Source organism: Shimia sp. NS0008-38b (genome assembly GCF_040370365.1).
Lineage (GTDB): Bacteria > Pseudomonadota > Alphaproteobacteria > Rhodobacterales > Rhodobacteraceae > Shimia.
The window spans coordinates 23,600-41,511 of the sequence record NZ_BAABWQ010000003.1; the positions used below are offsets into that span (position 1 = coordinate 23,600).

At 56.7% G+C, this 17,912-nt stretch carries 14 protein-coding genes; 10 read left to right on the forward strand and 4 right to left on the reverse strand.

Translation table 11 applies throughout. The features are described 5' to 3' along the window. Window positions 1-52 precede the first annotated feature (52 nt). From ABWV47_RS12105 to ABWV47_RS12120, 4 genes are all read right to left on the reverse strand, one after another. Complete coding sequence (locus ABWV47_RS12105) at window positions 53-1,039, reverse strand: molybdopterin-binding protein (RefSeq protein ID WP_353312149.1); 987 nt, start codon at window positions 1,037-1,039, stop codon at window positions 53-55. Beyond that, window positions 1,036-2,004: an XdhC family protein gene (locus tag ABWV47_RS12110; protein ID WP_353312151.1), complete on the reverse strand. Its 969-nt coding sequence runs from the start codon at window positions 2,002-2,004 to the stop codon at window positions 1,036-1,038. The genes ABWV47_RS12105 and ABWV47_RS12110 overlap by 4 nt, the downstream gene beginning before the upstream one ends. A 93-nt stretch (window positions 2,005-2,097) precedes the next feature. Further along, the gene (locus tag ABWV47_RS12115; RefSeq protein ID WP_353312153.1) at window positions 2,098-3,354 is read right to left on the reverse strand and encodes a vWA domain-containing protein; all 1,257 of its coding nucleotides are present in this window, start codon (window positions 3,352-3,354) and stop codon (window positions 2,098-2,100) included. A gap of 60 nt (window positions 3,355-3,414) precedes the next feature. Continuing rightward, window positions 3,415-4,323: an AAA family ATPase gene (locus ABWV47_RS12120; RefSeq protein ID WP_353312155.1), complete on the reverse strand. Its 909-nt coding sequence runs from the start codon at window positions 4,321-4,323 to the stop codon at window positions 3,415-3,417. A gap of 205 nt (window positions 4,324-4,528) precedes the next feature. Between ABWV47_RS12120 and ABWV47_RS12125 the strand changes: the two genes are divergently transcribed. From ABWV47_RS12125 to ABWV47_RS12170, 10 genes are all read left to right on the forward strand, one after another. Further along, window positions 4,529-5,473, forward strand: a complete 945-nt coding sequence (locus ABWV47_RS12125) for a phosphoadenosine phosphosulfate reductase (protein ID WP_353312156.1) — start codon at window positions 4,529-4,531, stop codon at window positions 5,471-5,473. A 71-nt stretch (window positions 5,474-5,544) separates the two neighbouring features. Then, the gene (gene pyrC, locus ABWV47_RS12130) at window positions 5,545-6,588 is read left to right on the forward strand and encodes a dihydroorotase (protein ID WP_353312158.1); all 1,044 of its coding nucleotides are present in this window, start codon (window positions 5,545-5,547) and stop codon (window positions 6,586-6,588) included. Window positions 6,589-6,615: 27 nt separating this feature from the next. Next, entirely contained in the window at window positions 6,616-7,296 is a 681-nt protein-coding gene (locus ABWV47_RS12135; protein ID WP_353312160.1) for an orotate phosphoribosyltransferase, read from the forward strand. A gap of 203 nt (window positions 7,297-7,499) precedes the next feature. Then, a complete protein-coding gene (locus tag ABWV47_RS12140; protein ID WP_353312162.1) occupies window positions 7,500-8,987 on the forward strand; it encodes a replicative DNA helicase in 1,488 nt (495 codons plus the stop codon). Between the two features lie 204 nt (window positions 8,988-9,191). Beyond that, complete coding sequence (gene alr, locus ABWV47_RS12145; protein ID WP_353312164.1) at window positions 9,192-10,229, forward strand: alanine racemase; 1,038 nt, start codon at window positions 9,192-9,194, stop codon at window positions 10,227-10,229. Then, window positions 10,226-11,011: an MlaE family ABC transporter permease gene (locus tag ABWV47_RS12150; RefSeq protein ID WP_353312166.1), complete on the forward strand. Its 786-nt coding sequence runs from the start codon at window positions 10,226-10,228 to the stop codon at window positions 11,009-11,011. Before alr ends, ABWV47_RS12150 begins: the two co-directional genes overlap by 4 nt. Then, the gene (locus ABWV47_RS12155; protein ID WP_353312168.1) at window positions 11,008-11,754 is read left to right on the forward strand and encodes an ABC transporter ATP-binding protein; all 747 of its coding nucleotides are present in this window, start codon (window positions 11,008-11,010) and stop codon (window positions 11,752-11,754) included. Before ABWV47_RS12150 ends, ABWV47_RS12155 begins: the two co-directional genes overlap by 4 nt. 122 nt (window positions 11,755-11,876) lie before the next feature. Next, window positions 11,877-14,303, forward strand: a complete 2,427-nt coding sequence (locus tag ABWV47_RS12160; RefSeq protein ID WP_353312170.1) for a calcium-binding protein — start codon at window positions 11,877-11,879, stop codon at window positions 14,301-14,303. Continuing rightward, entirely contained in the window at window positions 14,281-16,383 is a 2,103-nt protein-coding gene (locus ABWV47_RS12165) for an ATP-binding cassette domain-containing protein (RefSeq protein ID WP_353312172.1), read from the forward strand. The genes ABWV47_RS12160 and ABWV47_RS12165 overlap by 23 nt, the downstream gene beginning before the upstream one ends. Next, window positions 16,380-17,702: an HlyD family secretion protein gene (locus ABWV47_RS12170; RefSeq protein WP_353312174.1), complete on the forward strand. Its 1,323-nt coding sequence runs from the start codon at window positions 16,380-16,382 to the stop codon at window positions 17,700-17,702. The genes ABWV47_RS12165 and ABWV47_RS12170 overlap by 4 nt, the downstream gene beginning before the upstream one ends. The last annotated feature ends 210 nt before the right edge of the window (window positions 17,703-17,912 follow it).

Genomic DNA, 17,912 nt, shown 5'->3' on the forward strand with positions numbered 1-17,912 from the left:
CGGTCGTAGACATTGGTCGTAGCTGCGTATGCGGCACACAAAAACACACTGCTTACACGCCTTTCTCGCGCGGCATGGGGCGGGTAGGAATTTCCTTCAAAAGCCCCCCTACCCCCATGGCGGAAATATCGTCATGGCTGACGTCTAAACCACAGATCACCCTTTCAAGCACCCAATCCGCGCCATTCAGCGCAGGTGAACGGGCACAACCCGGCAAACCAATTACTGGGCGATCGCCCACTCGCCCCAAAAACAAAAGATTGCCTGGATCAACGGGCATCCCGAAGCGTTCCACGACACCACCTGCTTTGCGGAGCGCCTGCGGAGCGACATCCAATGGATCCGATGTTGCGGACGCCGTCAGCACAAAAATCACTTCACCCGTCGCCTGAGAGATAGAAGAAGCCAGTGCCTCCATTTCATGCGGAACTGAGACACGGGGCGTTAGTGCCATCCCCATACGTTCTACCCTACCCGCCATCGCGCGCCGTCCTTTGTCTGAGAGCGTGGTACCAATCGTTGTTTCGATCAGCGTTGCGGTCTTGTAGATCGGTTTTCGCAATTGGACCGCTGCCGCAGCAGCAGAACAGGCGCTTTCTAAAGCATCTTCAGCGACTGCGTAGGTGATGATTTTGATCGTTGCGATCATCCCATCAGCATCAACGCGATGGTGATCGGACACAGTTGCAAGCGTGATCATAGGATCGACCGCGTTGATCTTGTGTACTGTATCCGAGTCAATACGCACCACTCCACAATGGTCCGCATAGAGGTTTACGCGCCCCGCCCCGGCACCCGTCGCACGAACGCCCTTCACACCTTTGAGGACAGCATCCGCCAAACGGGCTGCAGCGCGGTTCTCGTCAATATCGCCATCCTCAAGTGAAGCGACCGTGACTGTGTCAAAACCCGCAGCAGCAAGCATTTCTAAATGCGCGCGCGTCAAAACAGTCCCTTTGGGAATCCGACGATCCGCCACCAAAGAATGCGCCAAAACCGCGCCCTCAGCGCCGCTAAGAGGAACAGTGCCAAACTTCATGCGCCTTTCCTTAGCACTGAAAGAATCTCTGCCATAATGGACACCGCAATTTCAGACGGTCCCGCGGCGCCAATGTCCAAGCCAATTGGACCATGGATACGCGCCGTCTGGTCAGGCAGAAAACCCTTTTCGGACAAACGATCGAGACGTTTGGCATGTGTGCGAGCACTGCCCAGCGCGCCGACATAAAAGGCCTTTGAACCGAGGGCGATTTGCAACGCTGGGTCATCTAGCTTGGGATCATGGCTCAACAAGACGAGAGCCGTCCGGGCGTCCAAGCCAATTGTCTCCATGGCCTCGTCGGGCCAATCATCCAAAATGATTTCGCCCGGAAAGCGAGCCTCTGATCCGAAGGCCTCTCTGGGATCTACAATGATCGGATCGAAACCAGCGATGCGCGCCATGGGCACCAAAGCCTGCGCAATGTGAACAGCTCCGACCAGCACCAAACGTAAGGGAGGATTGTGGATCGCCACAAATCGCCCGTCTTCCTCGACGCCGGAACGGTCCATCCTAAACCGGTCTTCAAACCCGGTGGAGATCAGAGCACCGCCGCCGGTTTCCACGTGAGCCACATAGGCCACGGGCTGCCGAGCTTCACGTGCAGAAACCAAGTCCTCCAAGACGGACTCTGGCAGCACCGAACCCACAGGTTCCACAAGCACCTTGATCGTACCGCCACAGGCCAGACCAACGGCGAACGCATCCCCGTCTGAGACGCCAAACTCCAATAGTGACCCTTTGCCAGTCTCAAGTGCGTCCATCGCCTCGACCATCACAGCACCTTCGACGCAGCCACCGGAAACGGAGCCCTCGATTTGACCATCGCCAGAGACAACCATTTGAGCCCCAACTCGACGCGGAGCGGATCCCCAAGTCTGCACCACGGTGGCCAAAGCTGCGCCGCGTCCAGCGCGGTGCCATTGTAGCGCCAATTCTGGCGCACCGTTACGTGACTGGTTCATTTGCCTCTCCCAATTGCCACCAGAACATGGGTGTATACGACCCCAAGGACAAGCCCCACTGCGGTAGGCTCTCTTGCCGCAAGACCCAGTAGGTCATTGGATATCCTGCAAAAGTCGCGATTTCTCACCAACTTCGTCGGGGCGCGCCAGTGCCTCCGCCAAAGCTTCGATTGATGCGATGGAGTGTCCTGCCTGAAACCTGTCAACATAAGGTAGCATCGCACGAATGCCCTGTGCCTTGGCGGCAAACCCCTCCCAACGAAGTAGAGGGTTGAGCCAAATGAGCCGCCTAGAGGACATATTGAGACGTTGCATCGCTTTGGCCAAATCTTCGGGTGAGCCGCGATCCAACCCATCTGTAATCAACAGCACGACCGCCCCTTGTCCCATCACACGCCGAGACCAATCCCGGTTGAAGCTATGCAGGCAGTCACCAATACGCGTACCACCTTCCCAGTCCTGCGCTTCCGCCCCCGCCGCTGCCAAAGCTGCGTCGACATCTTTGGTTGCCAGATGGCGTGAGATATTGGTGAGCCGAGTGCCGAAAGTGAACCCATACACCTTCGCCCAGCCTGCCCCTTTCTGATTGGCCACAGCGTGCAAAAAATGCAGCACCATACGGCTGTACTGGCTCATCGATCCGGAGATGTCGCAGATCACGACAAGATTGGGCCAGCGGAGGCGGCGACTCTTGCGCACAAAACCAGACAGATCCCCCCCCTGCCGCATCGATTGCCGCATCGTGGCTTGCCAATCGATACCTGCGCCCGACGGATCGTGCCGTGTGCGACGTGAGACAATTGGCTGAACCGGCAGCTTAAGGCGCGCCAACATGCGCTTAGCTTGCGCAATTTCATCAGTGCTCATTTGCTCGAAGTCTAACGTGCGCAACTTTTCCTCGTTCGACATGGTCATCGAGGCGTCGATGTCTATCGACGTACCTTGCTCCTCTTGGTCACCCCCCTCTGGCAAGGCCTGATCGGCACCATCAAGCAGGGCTTCTGCTGCGCGTTTTTCCGCAGCTTGGCCTGCACGCTCCTCCTGAACACCCCGTACAGCAGGCAGCATCATCGACATCATGTGTTCAAGAAACCGAGGGTCGCGCCAATACAAGCGAAATACCTGCGCAAACACAGTCCGATGTTCAGGCCGAGACACAAAACAAGCGTGCAAAGTCCAATAGAAGTCAGCTTTGCTGCTAAACCCCGCAACCTCCACAGCACGTACGGCATCAATCACACGACCAGGTCCAATTGGAAGCCCTGCTTTGCGCAAAGCACGTGCAAACCATATTATGTTATGCGTGAGTTTGGGCGCGTCAGGGATTTCAAGCGGCAGGAACTCAGGCATAACGGTCTACCGCGAAGCACATCTCGATCCTTGGCACGATAAGTATCAAGGCGCGCGACACTAGGCGGGCTCCAAAGTGGCGCGAGCCTCATCCAACAAACGCTTGGCTTCTGATCCTTGCAGCTTGGCGATGTCGTCCTGATACTTGAGAACAGCACCCAGCGTGTCTGCAATCACCTCAGGACTTAGGGTAAGCACGTCTAGCGCTAAAAGGCATTTGGCCCAGTCTATGGTTTCCGCAACACCAGGTTTCTTGAACAGATCTTCTGTACGCAACCGTTGGACAAACGCCACAACTTCGCGGCTCAGATTTGCAGCAACCTCTGGCGCGCGAGACTGCAAAATCGACAGTTCGCGCTGGAAATCAGGATACTCAACCCAGTGATATAGGCAACGTCTCTTAAGAGCGTCGTGTACTTCACGTGTGCGGTTGGAAGTAACAATCACAATAGGTGGCTCAGGCGCTTTGATCGTGCCAATTTCGGGAATAGTGACTTGAAAATCGCTTAACGCTTCGAGCAAGAAAGCCTCAAAGGGTTCGTCGGTCCGATCAAGTTCATCGATCAACAGTACCGGGGATCCGGCAGGATCTGGCCGCATCGCTTTGAGTAGAGGGCGCTCCACCAAATAGTCCGGTCCGAACAGTTCCTCTTGCAGAGCACTACGGTCCGCGCTGCCAGTGGCCTCTGCGGTGCGTATTGCCACCATCTGTGCCGCGAAATTCCACTCGTATACGGCACTTGAGGCATCAAGGCCTTCATAACATTGCAACCGTATCAGACTGCGGCCCAAAGCAGCAGAAAGCGCCTTGGCGATTTCGGTCTTGCCTACGCCAGCTTCGCCTTCCAGAAAAATCGGCCGCCCAAGTTTCAGCGCCAAAAACACCACTGTCGCTAGTGGTCGGCCGCAAACATAACCTTCAGCCGCCAAAAGAGATTGAACCTCATCTATGCTTGCAATGGTGTCCATGAGGCCTCGCTGATGACATGGCTAGGGTTTGGGTCTGTCCAAGCTGCACAGCAGGTTCGTTCTCGTCAACCTCTCGGAGACGGGACAAAAGTTGTAGAAAATCTTGCAGACCTCCCAACTTTCGCCGCAAATAGAAATTAGCTCGTTGCATAACAAAAACGTATCGGGCCATTTCGATTGGCCCGTCGGGGCGTAAGGAAAGAAGATGCACGATTCTCCCAACGGGTTTGACACTCCGATGCTGGGTTTGCCTAAAGCTGCCTGGCTTTCCAAACTGAAACATGTGGCGGAACACCACGGCGCCTTCCAACCGTTGGGCGATCGACATTGGGCCAGCTTGATACAAGACAAACCGGTCTTATTGGTGACATTTGAAACCGTCGACGAGATCCAGAAACGCGATGACACCGGCCAGCCTTTGGGCTGGGAATTGGTGCGCGAACTGGGATGGTCTCATCTTTGCATCCTGAGCGATGGAGAAACTTGGTTTCGTGATCCTGCCGTCTTTAGCTATTTTGATCAGCTGATCGAAGATGATTTCTTCGAAGAGTTTGAAGAGGTTGTATTTTATGGCGCGGGCTCAGGCGGCTATGCTGCGGCCGCGTTTTCCAGTGCAGCGCCGGATGCTCAAGTGGTTGTGGTGCAACCCCAAGCGACGCTTTCTCCGCGCCTTTCCAGTTGGGATCGACGGTTCCCCCAAGCACGCAAACTCAGCTTTGAAGGGCGCTACGGCTTCGCTCCAGATATGGCGACATCGGCGGATCGCACCTTTTTGGTCTATGATCCCAAACAGGATGAGGACGCCATGCATGCCGCTTTGTTCATGCGCGAAAACACAGTGATGCTGCCAACGCCACATTTGGGAGACACCATCGAGCGCGATCTGTTGGATATGCAGATTCTGTACCGTGTGTTGGTGAAAGCTGGTGCAGGCACTCTGAGCCGCACCGCCTTCTACAAGCTCTACCGCGCGCGGCGCAGCCATTCACCTTATCTCAATCGGTTGCTGGATGCGGTCAATCGCAAGCGGCGGCCGTTTGTGTCTGCTCTCTTGTGCGCCAACGTCGCCAGGCGCCTGCGTGAGCCAAGGTTCCTGCGGCATCTCAACGGTCTGGTTCAGGCCGCAGATCAAGGGCGTCTGGCCAGCTAAATTTGGCCAATTTGGCCCACAATTCCATTCAAAGACTAGCCAGCCCACCGTGCTTTGTGTAAGCCGCATTTATGACCCAAAGCCTGACAATTGCCCGCCCTGATGACTGGCACCTGCACCTGCGTGATGGCGCGATGTTGCAAGCCGTCCTGCCTGAAACCGCCCGCCATTTTGGCCGCGCGATCATTATGCCAAACTTGGTGCCCCCGGTGATTTCCGGTGCGCAGGCGGTGGCATATAAAGACCGCATCATGGCGGCTTTGCCCGAGGGCATGTCATTTGAGCCTTTGATGACGCTCTACCTCACGGAGGAAAGCGATCCGGAAGACATCGCCGCCGCGCACGCCACGGGTCTCATCAAAGCGGTGAAGCTCTACCCCGCAGGCGCAACAACAAACTCCGCAAGCGGCGTTGCAAACTTCAAAAATGTGCGGGCCGCACTTGAAAAAATGGCTGAAATTGGCCTGCCGCTCTGTGTCCATGGCGAAGTCACCGACCATGACGTAGATATTTTTGATCGTGAGGCAGTGTTTATAGATCGCGTGTTAGACCCGATACGCAAATCCACTCCCGGGCTGCGAGTCATTATGGAACATATCACAACACAAGACGGTGTTGCCTATGTACAGGATAATGCGGACGGTTTGGGCGCAACGATTACCACGCATCATCTGATCATCAACCGTAACCACATTTTGGTGGGCGGGATCAAACCACACTATTACTGCTTGCCCGTCGCCAAACGAGAAGAACATCGTTTGGCGCTGCGCGCGGCAGCCACATCTGGTGATGCACGCTTCTTCCTTGGAACCGACAGCGCGCCACATCTGGATGGTGACAAAGAAAGCGCCTGCGGTTGCGCCGGCTGCTTTACAGCGACCAATACAATGCCGCTTCTTGCGCATGTTTTTGAAGAAGAAGGCGCACTTGACCACCTGGAAAGTTTTGCAAGCCGCAACGGGCCGGGGTTCTATGGTTTGCCAGTGAACCAAGACACACTCACTTTGGTTAAAAACCAGCAAGCCACGGCCTTTCCAGACAAAATCGAAAGCCCTCAAGGGCCTGTCACTGTCTTTTCCCCCGGCTACGACGTGTTCTGGACCGTCGCCGAGTAAGTCCAACAGCTGTCAAAGGAAACGAAAATGATCCCCACCGCCTTCCCGCCAAAAGAAGAAATCGCTCGCCTGACCGCTCGTATGCTGTTGGAAATTGGCGCGGTGAATTTCAACACGGATGAACCCTACACACTGGCATCAGGCCTACCGAGCCCCAGCTATATCGACTGTCGTAAGCTGATTTCGTTTCCACGCATCCGCGCCACTTTGATGGATTTTATGACTGTCACAGTCATGCGCGACGCCGGGTTTGAAGCGTTTGACAATATCGCTGGTGGCGAGACCGCAGGCATTCCCTTTGCGGCCTTGGTGGCAGAGCGCATGGCATTGCCGATGACATATGTGCGCAAAAAACCCAAAGGCTATGGCAAGAATGCACGCATAGAAGGGGCGATGCGTGAAGGCGAGCGGGTGCTTCTGGTGGAGGATTTGACCACAGATGGCGGCTCTAAGCTGTCGTTTGTCGATGCGATCCGCGAGACTGGCGCGACCTGTGGCGACACAGCGGTGATCTTTTACTATGACATCTTCCCGGAAACCGAGAAGACACTGGGTGATCATGGCGTCGCACTTCACTATCTGTGTACATGGTGGGATGTGCTGGCCGAAGCAAAGACGCAGGGTCTGTTTTCTGAAAGCACGCTGACGGAGGTGGAGAGCTTTCTAAAAGATCCGCGCGCATGGCAAGAGTCCCGCAGTAACGGCTGATTTCAGCGCAGTCATCGGACCTCCGCGGCAGCAAGAAATCGCGGATTTCTTGCTCTTTGCCACTAGATATTGACCTGCCATACGAGAAGATGACACAATCAAGTATGGCAGGAGTTATCCACAGACGATCCACAAAAACATACAATTTGCTCGTCCAAAACACGGTTGCTAGAACCGTCGCCACGGGGACTTTGGGGTAAGACATGAACGAAATTTCGAGCATCAATTCGAACGAAACGGAAGCAGCGAACGCCAATCCCGTGCCGCATTCCCTCGAAGCCGAACAGCAGCTTTTGGGCGCGATCCTGACCAACAACGACATTTTTGACAAAGTCGCGTCGATCATCACCTCAAAACACTTCTATGAGCCCGTGCACGCCCGCATCTATGAGATTGCTGCGGCACGGATCGCCAAGAACAATCTGGCCTCCCCAGTCACGCTTAAAGCCTTTCTGGAAGATGATGCAGGTCTGATCGAACTTGGTGGCCCTGCCTATCTTGTGCGTCTGGCCGGAGCGGCAATTTCTTCTTTTGCCGCAGCGGATTACGCCCAAATGATCTACGACATGGCAATGCGCCGTGAGTTGATCGAACTTGGCAACAACATCGCAACCAAAGCCAAGAAGGCTGATGTAAAGCTAGAACCCAAAGAACAAATCGTTGAAGCTGAACAGGCGCTCTACAAACTGTCGGAGCAAGGCTCCGCTGAACGCGGTTATGTGAGCTTTCTGAAGGCTGTGACCGAGGCGGTGAACACCGCCAATGCAGCCTATCAACGCGAAGGTGGTTTGGCCGGAATTTCCACCGGTTTGATCGACCTTGATAAGAAGCTTGGCGGACTGCATCCTTCGGACCTCTTGATCCTAGCTGGACGCCCTTCAATGGGCAAAACTTCGCTGGCAACAAACGTCGCGTTTAACGTGGCAAAGGCTTATAAAAAAGGCATAAAACCCGACGGTAGTGAGGGCGCTGTTGAAGGCGGCGTGGTGGCCTTTTGTAGTCTTGAGATGTCTGCCGAACAGCTGGCGGCGCGTATCCTTTCTGAAGCGGCGGAGATCCCGTCTGAACAGATCCGTAAGGGTGACATGACCGAGGAAGAATTCCGCCGGTTTGTGCAGGCGGCCAAAGACCTTGAGGCCTGCCCGCTGTTCATTGACGACACCCCTGCTCTGCCAATTGCGCAGCTGGCAGCACGGGCGCGGCGTTTGAAACGAACCCACGGGCTTGATCTGCTGATCATCGACTATTTGCAGCTGTGCCGTGGTACCGCCGACAACCGTGTGCAGGAGATTGGTGAAATCTCCATGGGTATGAAAGCCATCGCAAAAGAGCTTAACATTCCGGTGATTGGCCTATCTCAGCTGTCACGTACTGTCGAAAGCCGCGACGATAAACGTCCACAACTCAGTGACTTGCGGGAATCTGGTTCGATTGAGCAAGATGCCGACGTGGTGATGTTTGTGTTCCGTGAAGAATACTATGTTGAGCGCGAAAAACCCTCTGATGAGCGGCTGGACGAAATGGCAGCTTGGCAGGAGCGTATGGAACGGTTGCATGGCAAAGCTGAGGTGATCTTGGGCAAGCAGCGTCACGGCCCGATCGGCACCGTGGAGCTCTCGTTTGAGGGGCAGTTCACACGGTTTGGCAACCTTATTCAACCTTGGCAGCAAGGTGGCGACGACGGTTACTAAGCGCTCAGCGAATCGATGTGTTAACGGCTCTCGGAGGGCTTTTTGCGTCATCGGTATCGCGTCAGTATTGCGACTGTTTTGCGGAGGTGCCCAGCGCACAAGCGGACGCCAAAGCCTTTCGTGACAGCACCGTACGCTGCAACGGGGAGAATGGACGCTTCTTAGGCCTTGACCTTGCCCCGCCAGAGGTCAACAAACACCGTCATGGCTACTGGAATTTTGACAATCGACCTCGACGCCCTGATCAGCAATTGGCGGGCTTTGAATGCACAAACAGACTGTGCCACTGCTGCTGTGGTAAAGGCTGACGGTTACGGGCTTGGCGCGGACCGGGTTACGCGCGCCTTGATGCGTGCGGGGGTGACCCAGTTTTTTGTCGCCGCCGCCGAAGAAGGTGCCGCTCTGCGACAGTCCGTAGGTCCAGACCCTGAGATCAATATCTTTGGCGGCCACATGCGCGGTGATACAGATATGATCAGCGACATGGGCCTGACCCCGATGTTGAACTCGGTGGATCAGATTGTACGCCATGTTGAGGCACTGCCAGCCCATCCATTTGGCGTTCAGCTGGACACAGGTATGAACCGACTCGGCCTTGAACCTGCAGAGTGGTCTGCGGTTCGGGATCTTGTGCTGCAACAAGGCCCAACTTTGCTGATGTCCCATCTGGCCTGTGCTGATGACCCGGAGCATCCGATGAACCCGCATCAGTTGGCTGAGTTCAAGGAGATGACCGACGGCCTGAACGTGCCGCGCTCTCTGTCTGCGACAGGCGGTATTCTTTTGGGCAGCGACTATCACTTCGATCTGACACGCCCCGGCGTGGGGCTTTACGGCGGGATGCCGTTTGTGGATGCGAGCCCGGTGGTAAATCTGCGCATCCCAATCATTCAGGTGCGCGATGTGGCCGAGGGCGAAAGCGTTGGGTACGGCAACAGTTGGATCGCGACGCGCGACAGCAAAGTTGCCACCATCGCCGCCGGGTATGCTGACGGCATCCTTCGCGCCATGGGCGGCCGGGTGGATACGTTCTCTGGCGAAGATCGCTGCCCGATGATTGGCCGCATCTCCATGGATTTGATTGCCGTGGATGTGACCGATATGGCTGAGCCACCCCGCGAAGTAGAATTGCTGGGACTGCACCAATCGGTGGACACCTTGGCGGACGCAGCCGGCACCATTGGCTATGAAATTCTAACGTCCATGGGGCAGCGCTATCAGCGCCGTTATAAATCAACATGACCGCCCTGCTTGCGCCGCTCAACGCCATTGGCCGCAACGTGTTGGCCCTGCTCAGCATGCTGGGCGACGTTGCTGTGTTTGTTTGGGGTGCAATCAGCCATATCTTTCGCCCACCGTTTTATGGTCGCGAGTTTCTAAGCGCACTGTTCAACATCGGCTGGCTGAGCTTGCCGGTGGTGGGCATGACCGCGATATTCACAGGTGGCGCGCTGGCGCTTCAGATTTATGACGGCTCGTCGCGCTTCTCTGTGGAAAGCGTGGTGCCGCAGATCGTGGCCATCGGCATGGTCCGCGAGCTGGGCCCGGTTCTGGTTGGTCTGATGGTCGCCGCGCGGGTCACCAGCTCCATTGCGGCAGAAATTGCCACGATGAAAGTCACCGAACAAATTGATGCATTGGTCACACTCTCGACCCATCCGATGAAATATCTCGCAGCCCCACGTGTGTTGGCAGCGGTTCTGGTGGTGCCTGCCTTGGTCGGCATCGGAGATATCATCGGCATCTATGGCGGCTTTTTGGTGGCCACCGAAAACCTTGGTTTCAATCCCGCCACCTATATTCGCAACACCGCCGACTTCCTGCAGCTCAACGACATTGTTTCCAGCCTTGCGAAAGGTGCTGTGTTTGGCGGGATTGCCGCTGTGATGGGCTGCTACTATGGCATGAATTCAGGGCGCGGTGCCCAGGGCGTGGGTCAAGCGACCAAAAGTTCCGTTCAAGCTGCCGCCGTGCTCATCTTGGCCGCTAACTTTCTCCTCACCAGCATGTTTTTCTCGTCATGATCCAGTTTGACAACGTCCATAAAAGCTTTGGCCCTAAACACGTGCTGCAAGGGGTGAATCTGGAGATCACCAAAGGCAGTTCGATGGTGATCATTGGCGGCTCTGGCACCGGGAAGTCCGTGATGCTCAAATCGGTGCTGGGATTGATCACGCCGGACAGCGGGCAGATCACTGTGGGTGGGCAAAGCGCCACACAGGGCGACCGCGATGCGTTTCTGGCCCGGTTTGGTATGTTGTTTCAAGGTGGTGCGTTGTTTGACAGCATGGCAGTCTGGCAAAACGTGGCGTTTCGCCTGCTGCGCGGCCGCCTGAAACGTCCCAAAGACGAAGCCCGCGAGATCGCCATTGAAAAGTTGCGCCGTGTTGGATTGACCCCGGATGTCGCAGATTTGTTCCCGTCCGAGCTTTCAGGTGGCATGCAGAAACGTGTGGGACTTGCGCGCGCCATTGCGGCAGAGCCAGAAATCATCTTCTTTGACGAGCCGACCACAGGCCTTGATCCGATTATGTCTGGCGTGATCAATGATTTGATCCGCGAGATTGTTGTGGAAATGGGTGCCACCGCGATGACCATCACCCACGACATGAGCTCAGTGCGCGCGATTGCTGATAACGTGGCCATGTTGCATGGTGGGGTGATCCAGTGGACTGGTCCTGTGGCGCAGATGGACGCAAGTGGGGATCCGTATTTGACCCAGTTCATCGCGGGGTCTGCTGATGGGCCGATAGAAGCGGTTCGGTGACACCGACCGTGACAGTTCGGCCTCAACTCCGTTTACAACATCCTCTACTCTGAGCGCATTTACCTTTCCTTAGCATTTTGTTCGCACAATGTTCCTTGTGTATTGGTAATGAGTGTTTTGGTATGCCAGAGAACGAGCCGCAAGCGCCCGTAACCCGTGTTGTGGGTACAACAGGCGATGACTCCATAGTAACAGGCGACGGCGTTGACAGCCTCAACGGCCACGCCGGAGACGACACACTACAATCGGGTGACGGCAATGACCTTGTCGCGGGCGACATGGTCGGCAACGAATGGGTCTTTGTCGATGGGCGATGGGTTTATGACCCAAGCGCCATTGTCTCTAACGGAGACGCGGCTGACCGCAGCTACAACGATGTGATTTCGACAGGTGCGGGTGATGATGTGGTCCTGGGCAATGGAGGAGAGGACTTGCTCTCCTCCGGCGCAGGCCATGACACGGTGAACGCAGGCACCGGCAATGACACGGTGGACGGCGGCGACGGCGACGATGTGTTAAATTTAGAAGATGGCCACGACCAAGCCGTGGGGGGCATGGGGGCGGATACAATCAACGCCGGAGACGGCGATGACTTGGTGCATGGTGATCTGGAAGGTGGAAATCTGTTGTCCGGTACCAGTGGTGGCGCAGCCACGTTGGGCCAACTGGGCGCTGCTGGAACATGGCAAATGGCCAATGTCGGCGGGCAGACATCGCTCAGCCAGCAGGTGGCCACGCAAGCCGGAGAAACCTACACCATCAGCTTTGAATTGGCAGCCAACCTTGCAGGGGGCGCGCAATTGGGCTGTGTCGAAGTGCTTTGGAATGGTGCGGTTATTGGCACGGTGGAAGCCTCCTCAGGCGTGTTTGAGACCCACAGTTTTGACGTCACGGGCACCGGCGATGCGGGGGGGCTGACGCTGCGCGAAGTTCACCCACCTGAGAGCAGTGTCAACGCCGGGCCAGACATCAACATGGACGGCCCGATCTATTCGTATCAGGCTGAGGTGACCCTGGGCGATGACATAGTCGAGGTCGCCGCCTTTGCCCCGGGCCAATCCAAACTCTTTCAGATGATCGATGGCCAGCTCAATGTGTTTGATCCTGAGACCGAACAATATGAGGTGGCCGGAGAACCAACGGGGCTGCGGATCAATGCGATTGGATTTAACACCGAAGACGATCTGATCTACGGCATCGCTAAGGCCAACGGTGTGGATGCTCTGGGCAACCCCGTGTCTGTGCGCGATTTGGTGATGGTGGATGCCGAAGGCAATGCCTATCGCGTCGGCGAGACGCCTGTGGCCGACTATGTCGGCGACTTTGACAGTGACGGCAACCTATGGACATTCCAAAGCAGTCTCAATCGTGTCACCAAAATTGACGTCAACGCTTTGGATGACAACGGAAACCCTGTGGCGGTGCACTACGATTTGCCAAACGATCTGTTCCATGGGCGCAGCTATGACGTGGCTTACAACGCAACAGAAGACGTGTTTTACGCAGTGGAATCTCCGGGTCGCAACGGCGAAGCGGGGGCTGTGCATCGCATCGATCTGTCCGATGTACCGGCAGGTGGTGCCCCGGAAATCAGCTCAATCCCCATCACCGGCACGCTTTATGAGGATGAGATGACCGCTGGAATGCCACGCGGCGCCTATGGCGCGGTCTTTCTGGACGGAGAAGGCAACCTCTACTTCGGGCTCAACCGCGGCGACCACGATCTGGACGGCAACAGCGACGCCTCAGGCGCCATCTATCGCGTTGAGATGGATTGGACAGCAGGCACAGCCTACTCCGAGTTTATGGCAGAGGCCCAAAGTACGGGCAGCAACGATGGCGCAGTGGATCCGCGCGCGCCCGACCCATTTGCGCCGGTAGATCCCAACGCGACCATCCTTCTGCGAGACGCCAGTGTCAGCGGCGCAGACGGCGGCAACGACGATCTGCGCGGCGGACAAGGTGACGACACCATGCACGGCGGCGGCGGCAACGACACGCTGCATGGCGGCGCCAACGACGATGTGTTGCACGGGGACGCGGGCGACGATCGCATCATGGGCGGCACGGGCCATGACGCCGCAACCGGAGGCGCAGGCGATGACCGTATCACCACCGGGGACGGTGACGACACCGCCAGCGGTGGCACAGGTAGGGATTACATTCATGGCGGCGCAGGCAACGACGCGCTTGCGGGGGGCGCTGGTGCGGACAAACTCGTGGGCGGCGCGGGCAGTGACACATTGGAAGGGGGAAGCGGGAACGACCATCTTTGGGGCGGCAACTGGTGGCAAGACGGCGATGCTGACACCTTTGTCGCACAGGCCGGTGGGGGCCGAGATATGATCCACGATTTTGAGGTCAATCACGATGTCCTGGACCTCTCAAGCTATGGCATCACCTACGAGGATCTACAGGCCCACATCCAGGATCAAGGATGGGCCACTGTTATTGATCTGTCGGCTTTGACCGGCGGCGAGAGCAATGATCGACTGGTCCTGAAGTCGGTTGATCCTGACGACCTAAATGAAAGCAACTTCCTACTGTGAGCGGCATGTGATGCAGGCCCCTTTGTCACAACTAAAGCGGTTGGGACCACCGCTGCTCGCGTTGAGCGCAGTGTCCAATCTCGCCGTTCTCATCAGTCCGATTTTCATGATGCAAGTGCTTGACCGGGTGCTGCCCACCGGCAACCTGCATACGTTGATCTTGCTTTTGGCAGTGGCATCAACGGCTTTGTTGGTGCAGGCAAGCGTAGATGGCTTACGCGATCTCAGCTTTCAATATTCCGCGCGCTGGACAGAACGGACACTCTTACCCGCCATTTTGCGCGCGCCACCGCAAAAACATCAGGCACTGCTCACCAAACTCGCAACGGTGAAAGCGGCGCTGAACGGTGTAACCGGCGCGGCCGCATTGAGCCTGCCATGGCTGCCGATGTTTTTCTTGGTGCTCTGGCTGATCCATCCATGGTTTGTGGCGCTTGCATGCGGCCTGATCTGCCTCAGCACAGCTGCCAGATTGATCGCTTCGGCCATGGTATCCGCCCATGAGCTGGACATGCAAAACGCACAGGCCGCAGAGACCGGGGCTTTGAGTGACGCGCAAAGTCTGGCCGCCACTGCTGGCCTTGCCAGCCTCTCGCGCAACCTGCTTGACCGCCTCACCGCAGCGATGCATCACAGAGGCCTTATCGAAGATAGGATCACGCCAATCTCGGTTGGTGGGGCGACATTTGTCAATTTCCTGCGCAGTTTGACACAGCTCTTGGGGCTCAGCCTCGGCGCCGCTCTGGTGGTCCACGACCTGTTGAGTGCCGGAGGCATGATTGCGGCCAGCTTGATCCTGACCAAATCCGTGACCAGCTTTGAAACTGTGGTCAACGCGTGGCCCGACATGCATCGGGTGCGCGGCGCGTTGGCACAACTGAATGCGCTGCCCGCGGCCCCAACAGAGGGCACGGGCATAGCGTCTTTGTCTGGTGCGTTGCGGTGTGAAGGATTGATTTTTCCACGCCCGGGAGGGGCACCCCCGCGACTTGAACGCATCAGTTTTGCGGTGCCGGCAGGCAGTTGCACCGCGATTGTGGGCGCCTCTGGCTGCGGAAAAACCACTTTGCTGGAAGCCATAAGCGGTGTGGCCCCCTGCCCGATTGGGACGGTATGGTTGGAAGACACGGAAGTGACCACTTTGCCGGAAAGCTGCCAAACCGCGCATATTGGCTATTTGCCACAACAGGCGCAGCTGTATCATGGCACCCTTGCGGCCAATATTTCTGGCTTTGCGGCGGGGGCGCAAGACAAGCAGGTGATCGCTGCCGCAAAAACCGCCGGGGTGCATGGATTGATTTCTGCACTTCCGCACTCCTACGATACCGACATTGGGGCCTGCCCACATATTCTTTCCGCAGGACAGAAACAACGCGTCGCGCTTGCCCGCGCGATCTTTCACGCCCCGAGGTATCTGTTCTTGGACGAGCCCAACGCGCTTTTGGACGCGGCGGGCGAGCGTCAACTCTGCGCGGTTCTGGCCCGGCTAAAAAAGCAAGGTACGACAATTTTTATGGTCATTCACCGATCCGGGCTCATGGGTCTGGCGGATCGTGTTTTGGCGTTGGACAACGGCCGTATCGCCGATTTTGGCCCCCGCTCAGAAGTGCTGGGCCGCATGAGTGGCGGCCGCAGGCGCGTGGAATTGCCACTGCAACCGGACAGCTTGCAGGATTTGGTGGATTGGGTTGGGGCTCAATTCACCCGTGGCAACGATGCGGAATTGTCAAACCGCACCGAACTGATTGCGACGGAGCTCTTTAATCTAACGCGCGCCAGTGGAAAGCCAGACGTGCCACGCCGCGCAAGTTTTGTGTTTCGCTTCCTTTCAGAACAAAGCTGCGAATTGACCGTGTCTGAAACAGGCGAGACTGCAGCGCAGGCCAAAATGGAACGCATCAGCCAGCTGCTGCATCATCCGGACACCGATATGGGGAAATTACCAACCGATGAAGCGGCACTCGCTGTGATTTCACAAATGAGCGACACGTTTGATATCGCCAATATCGATGGTCAGGCCGTCTACCGTGCTGCGGTGTCCATGCGGCCGGTGGCCTTACACGGGATGGCAAGACATTGAGTGCTGTTGATACGTCCTTTGCGCTTAACGGCAGCAGCCCGGGTCTTCCGCCACATTTGCTCCACCCATTGTATGTTGGATTTGGGATTGTAGCGGTCGCGCTGCTGGGTTTTGTGGTTTGGGCGGCAACCGTGCCTCTGGCGACCTCCATTCCGACCCTTGGGCATCTGAACGCAGCAAGGCCGAGCTATGATGTGCAACACGCCTTTGGCGGCAAGATTGCAGAGGTGTTTGTCAAAGAGCATGAACACGTGGCCGCCGGACAGCGGTTGTTGCTTTTAGATGTGGCACAGGAGCGCGAAGAATTGGCAACGTTGCATGCCACCTTGGCCCCACTCACCGAGGAACGCGCAGCTTTACGGGCGGCTTTGCGCGATCAGCTGCCCTCCGAAGGACAGGGGCCAGAAACCGCACCCGGTGCAGATCTGGCGGTTCGACGGTTGCGCAATATGCAGGCCGCCATGCAGTTGCGGGCCAATATGAGCAGCGATTTGCAGGCCTCTTTGGAATTGCGGACCCAAAGTCTTGAGCAAAGCGCGGTGCGACGCAGACAGCAGTTGGCCTCCATGAAGGACCGTCACACACGTTATGCTGGTCTGTTGGCACGAGGGGCCTTTCGCGCCGCTGACGCCGACGCGCTGGCAGAAGATATTCTGGAGCTGGAGGCAGCGTTACAGCGTGTGCACTCTGAGCTTGTTTCTTTGCGCAGCCAAGCTGCGCAGGCGGAAATGCAGATCACCCGCGAGCAGCTTGAGTTTCGACAAGGTCTGCTGGATCGGTTGGCGCAGTTGGGTGAGACCATCCCCAAGCTGCAACTTCAGATTTTGCGGCTCGAAGCGCTTGTGGCACATGCGGAGGTGCGGGCTCCGGACGCAGGGGTGATCGCCGCTTTGCCATTTGACACCAAAACCATGATCATCCCGCGCGGCGAAACAGTGCTGACATTGGCCCGTCCAGAGGGACGTCATCATGTGTCATTTGTCACCAGCCCGCAAAGCATAGACCAACTGCGTGTCGGTATGCGCGGGCACTTGACGGTGACGGCGTTGTCACAGCGCGACCATCCGCGGGTCAATGTCACCATTCAATCGTTGTCCCCCGAAGCACGGCGCAATCCCGAAGGGGACATTGTGGGCTATGATGGCGTGTCGCAAATTGATCCAGCCGATTATGCTGACCTGTTGGCACAACTTGGCGAGCATGGATCTCTGTCCACCGACATGCCTGTGAGTCTTGTGTTCTCTGGGCGCACCATCACGTTTGGCGACTACCTCATAGGGCCCTTCTTGGATTTCCTCAAAAAGGCAATGCAGGACTGACGAGCGCAGTTTTGCCTTCTCTGGACCGCGTCAGGTGATGTGTCTGGCACCGGGATTGAGCTCTGAAAACATCGCAGTCCTTTCTTGTTGTGAGGTTCTTTGGCAGCGGGTTCGACCCAAGCACAATCGACTTTTGATTTTTTAATAACGCTTCTGAGATGCTGAACGCACTTGCAGAGCCGCATCCGTCTGACTTTGGCCATCACCCAT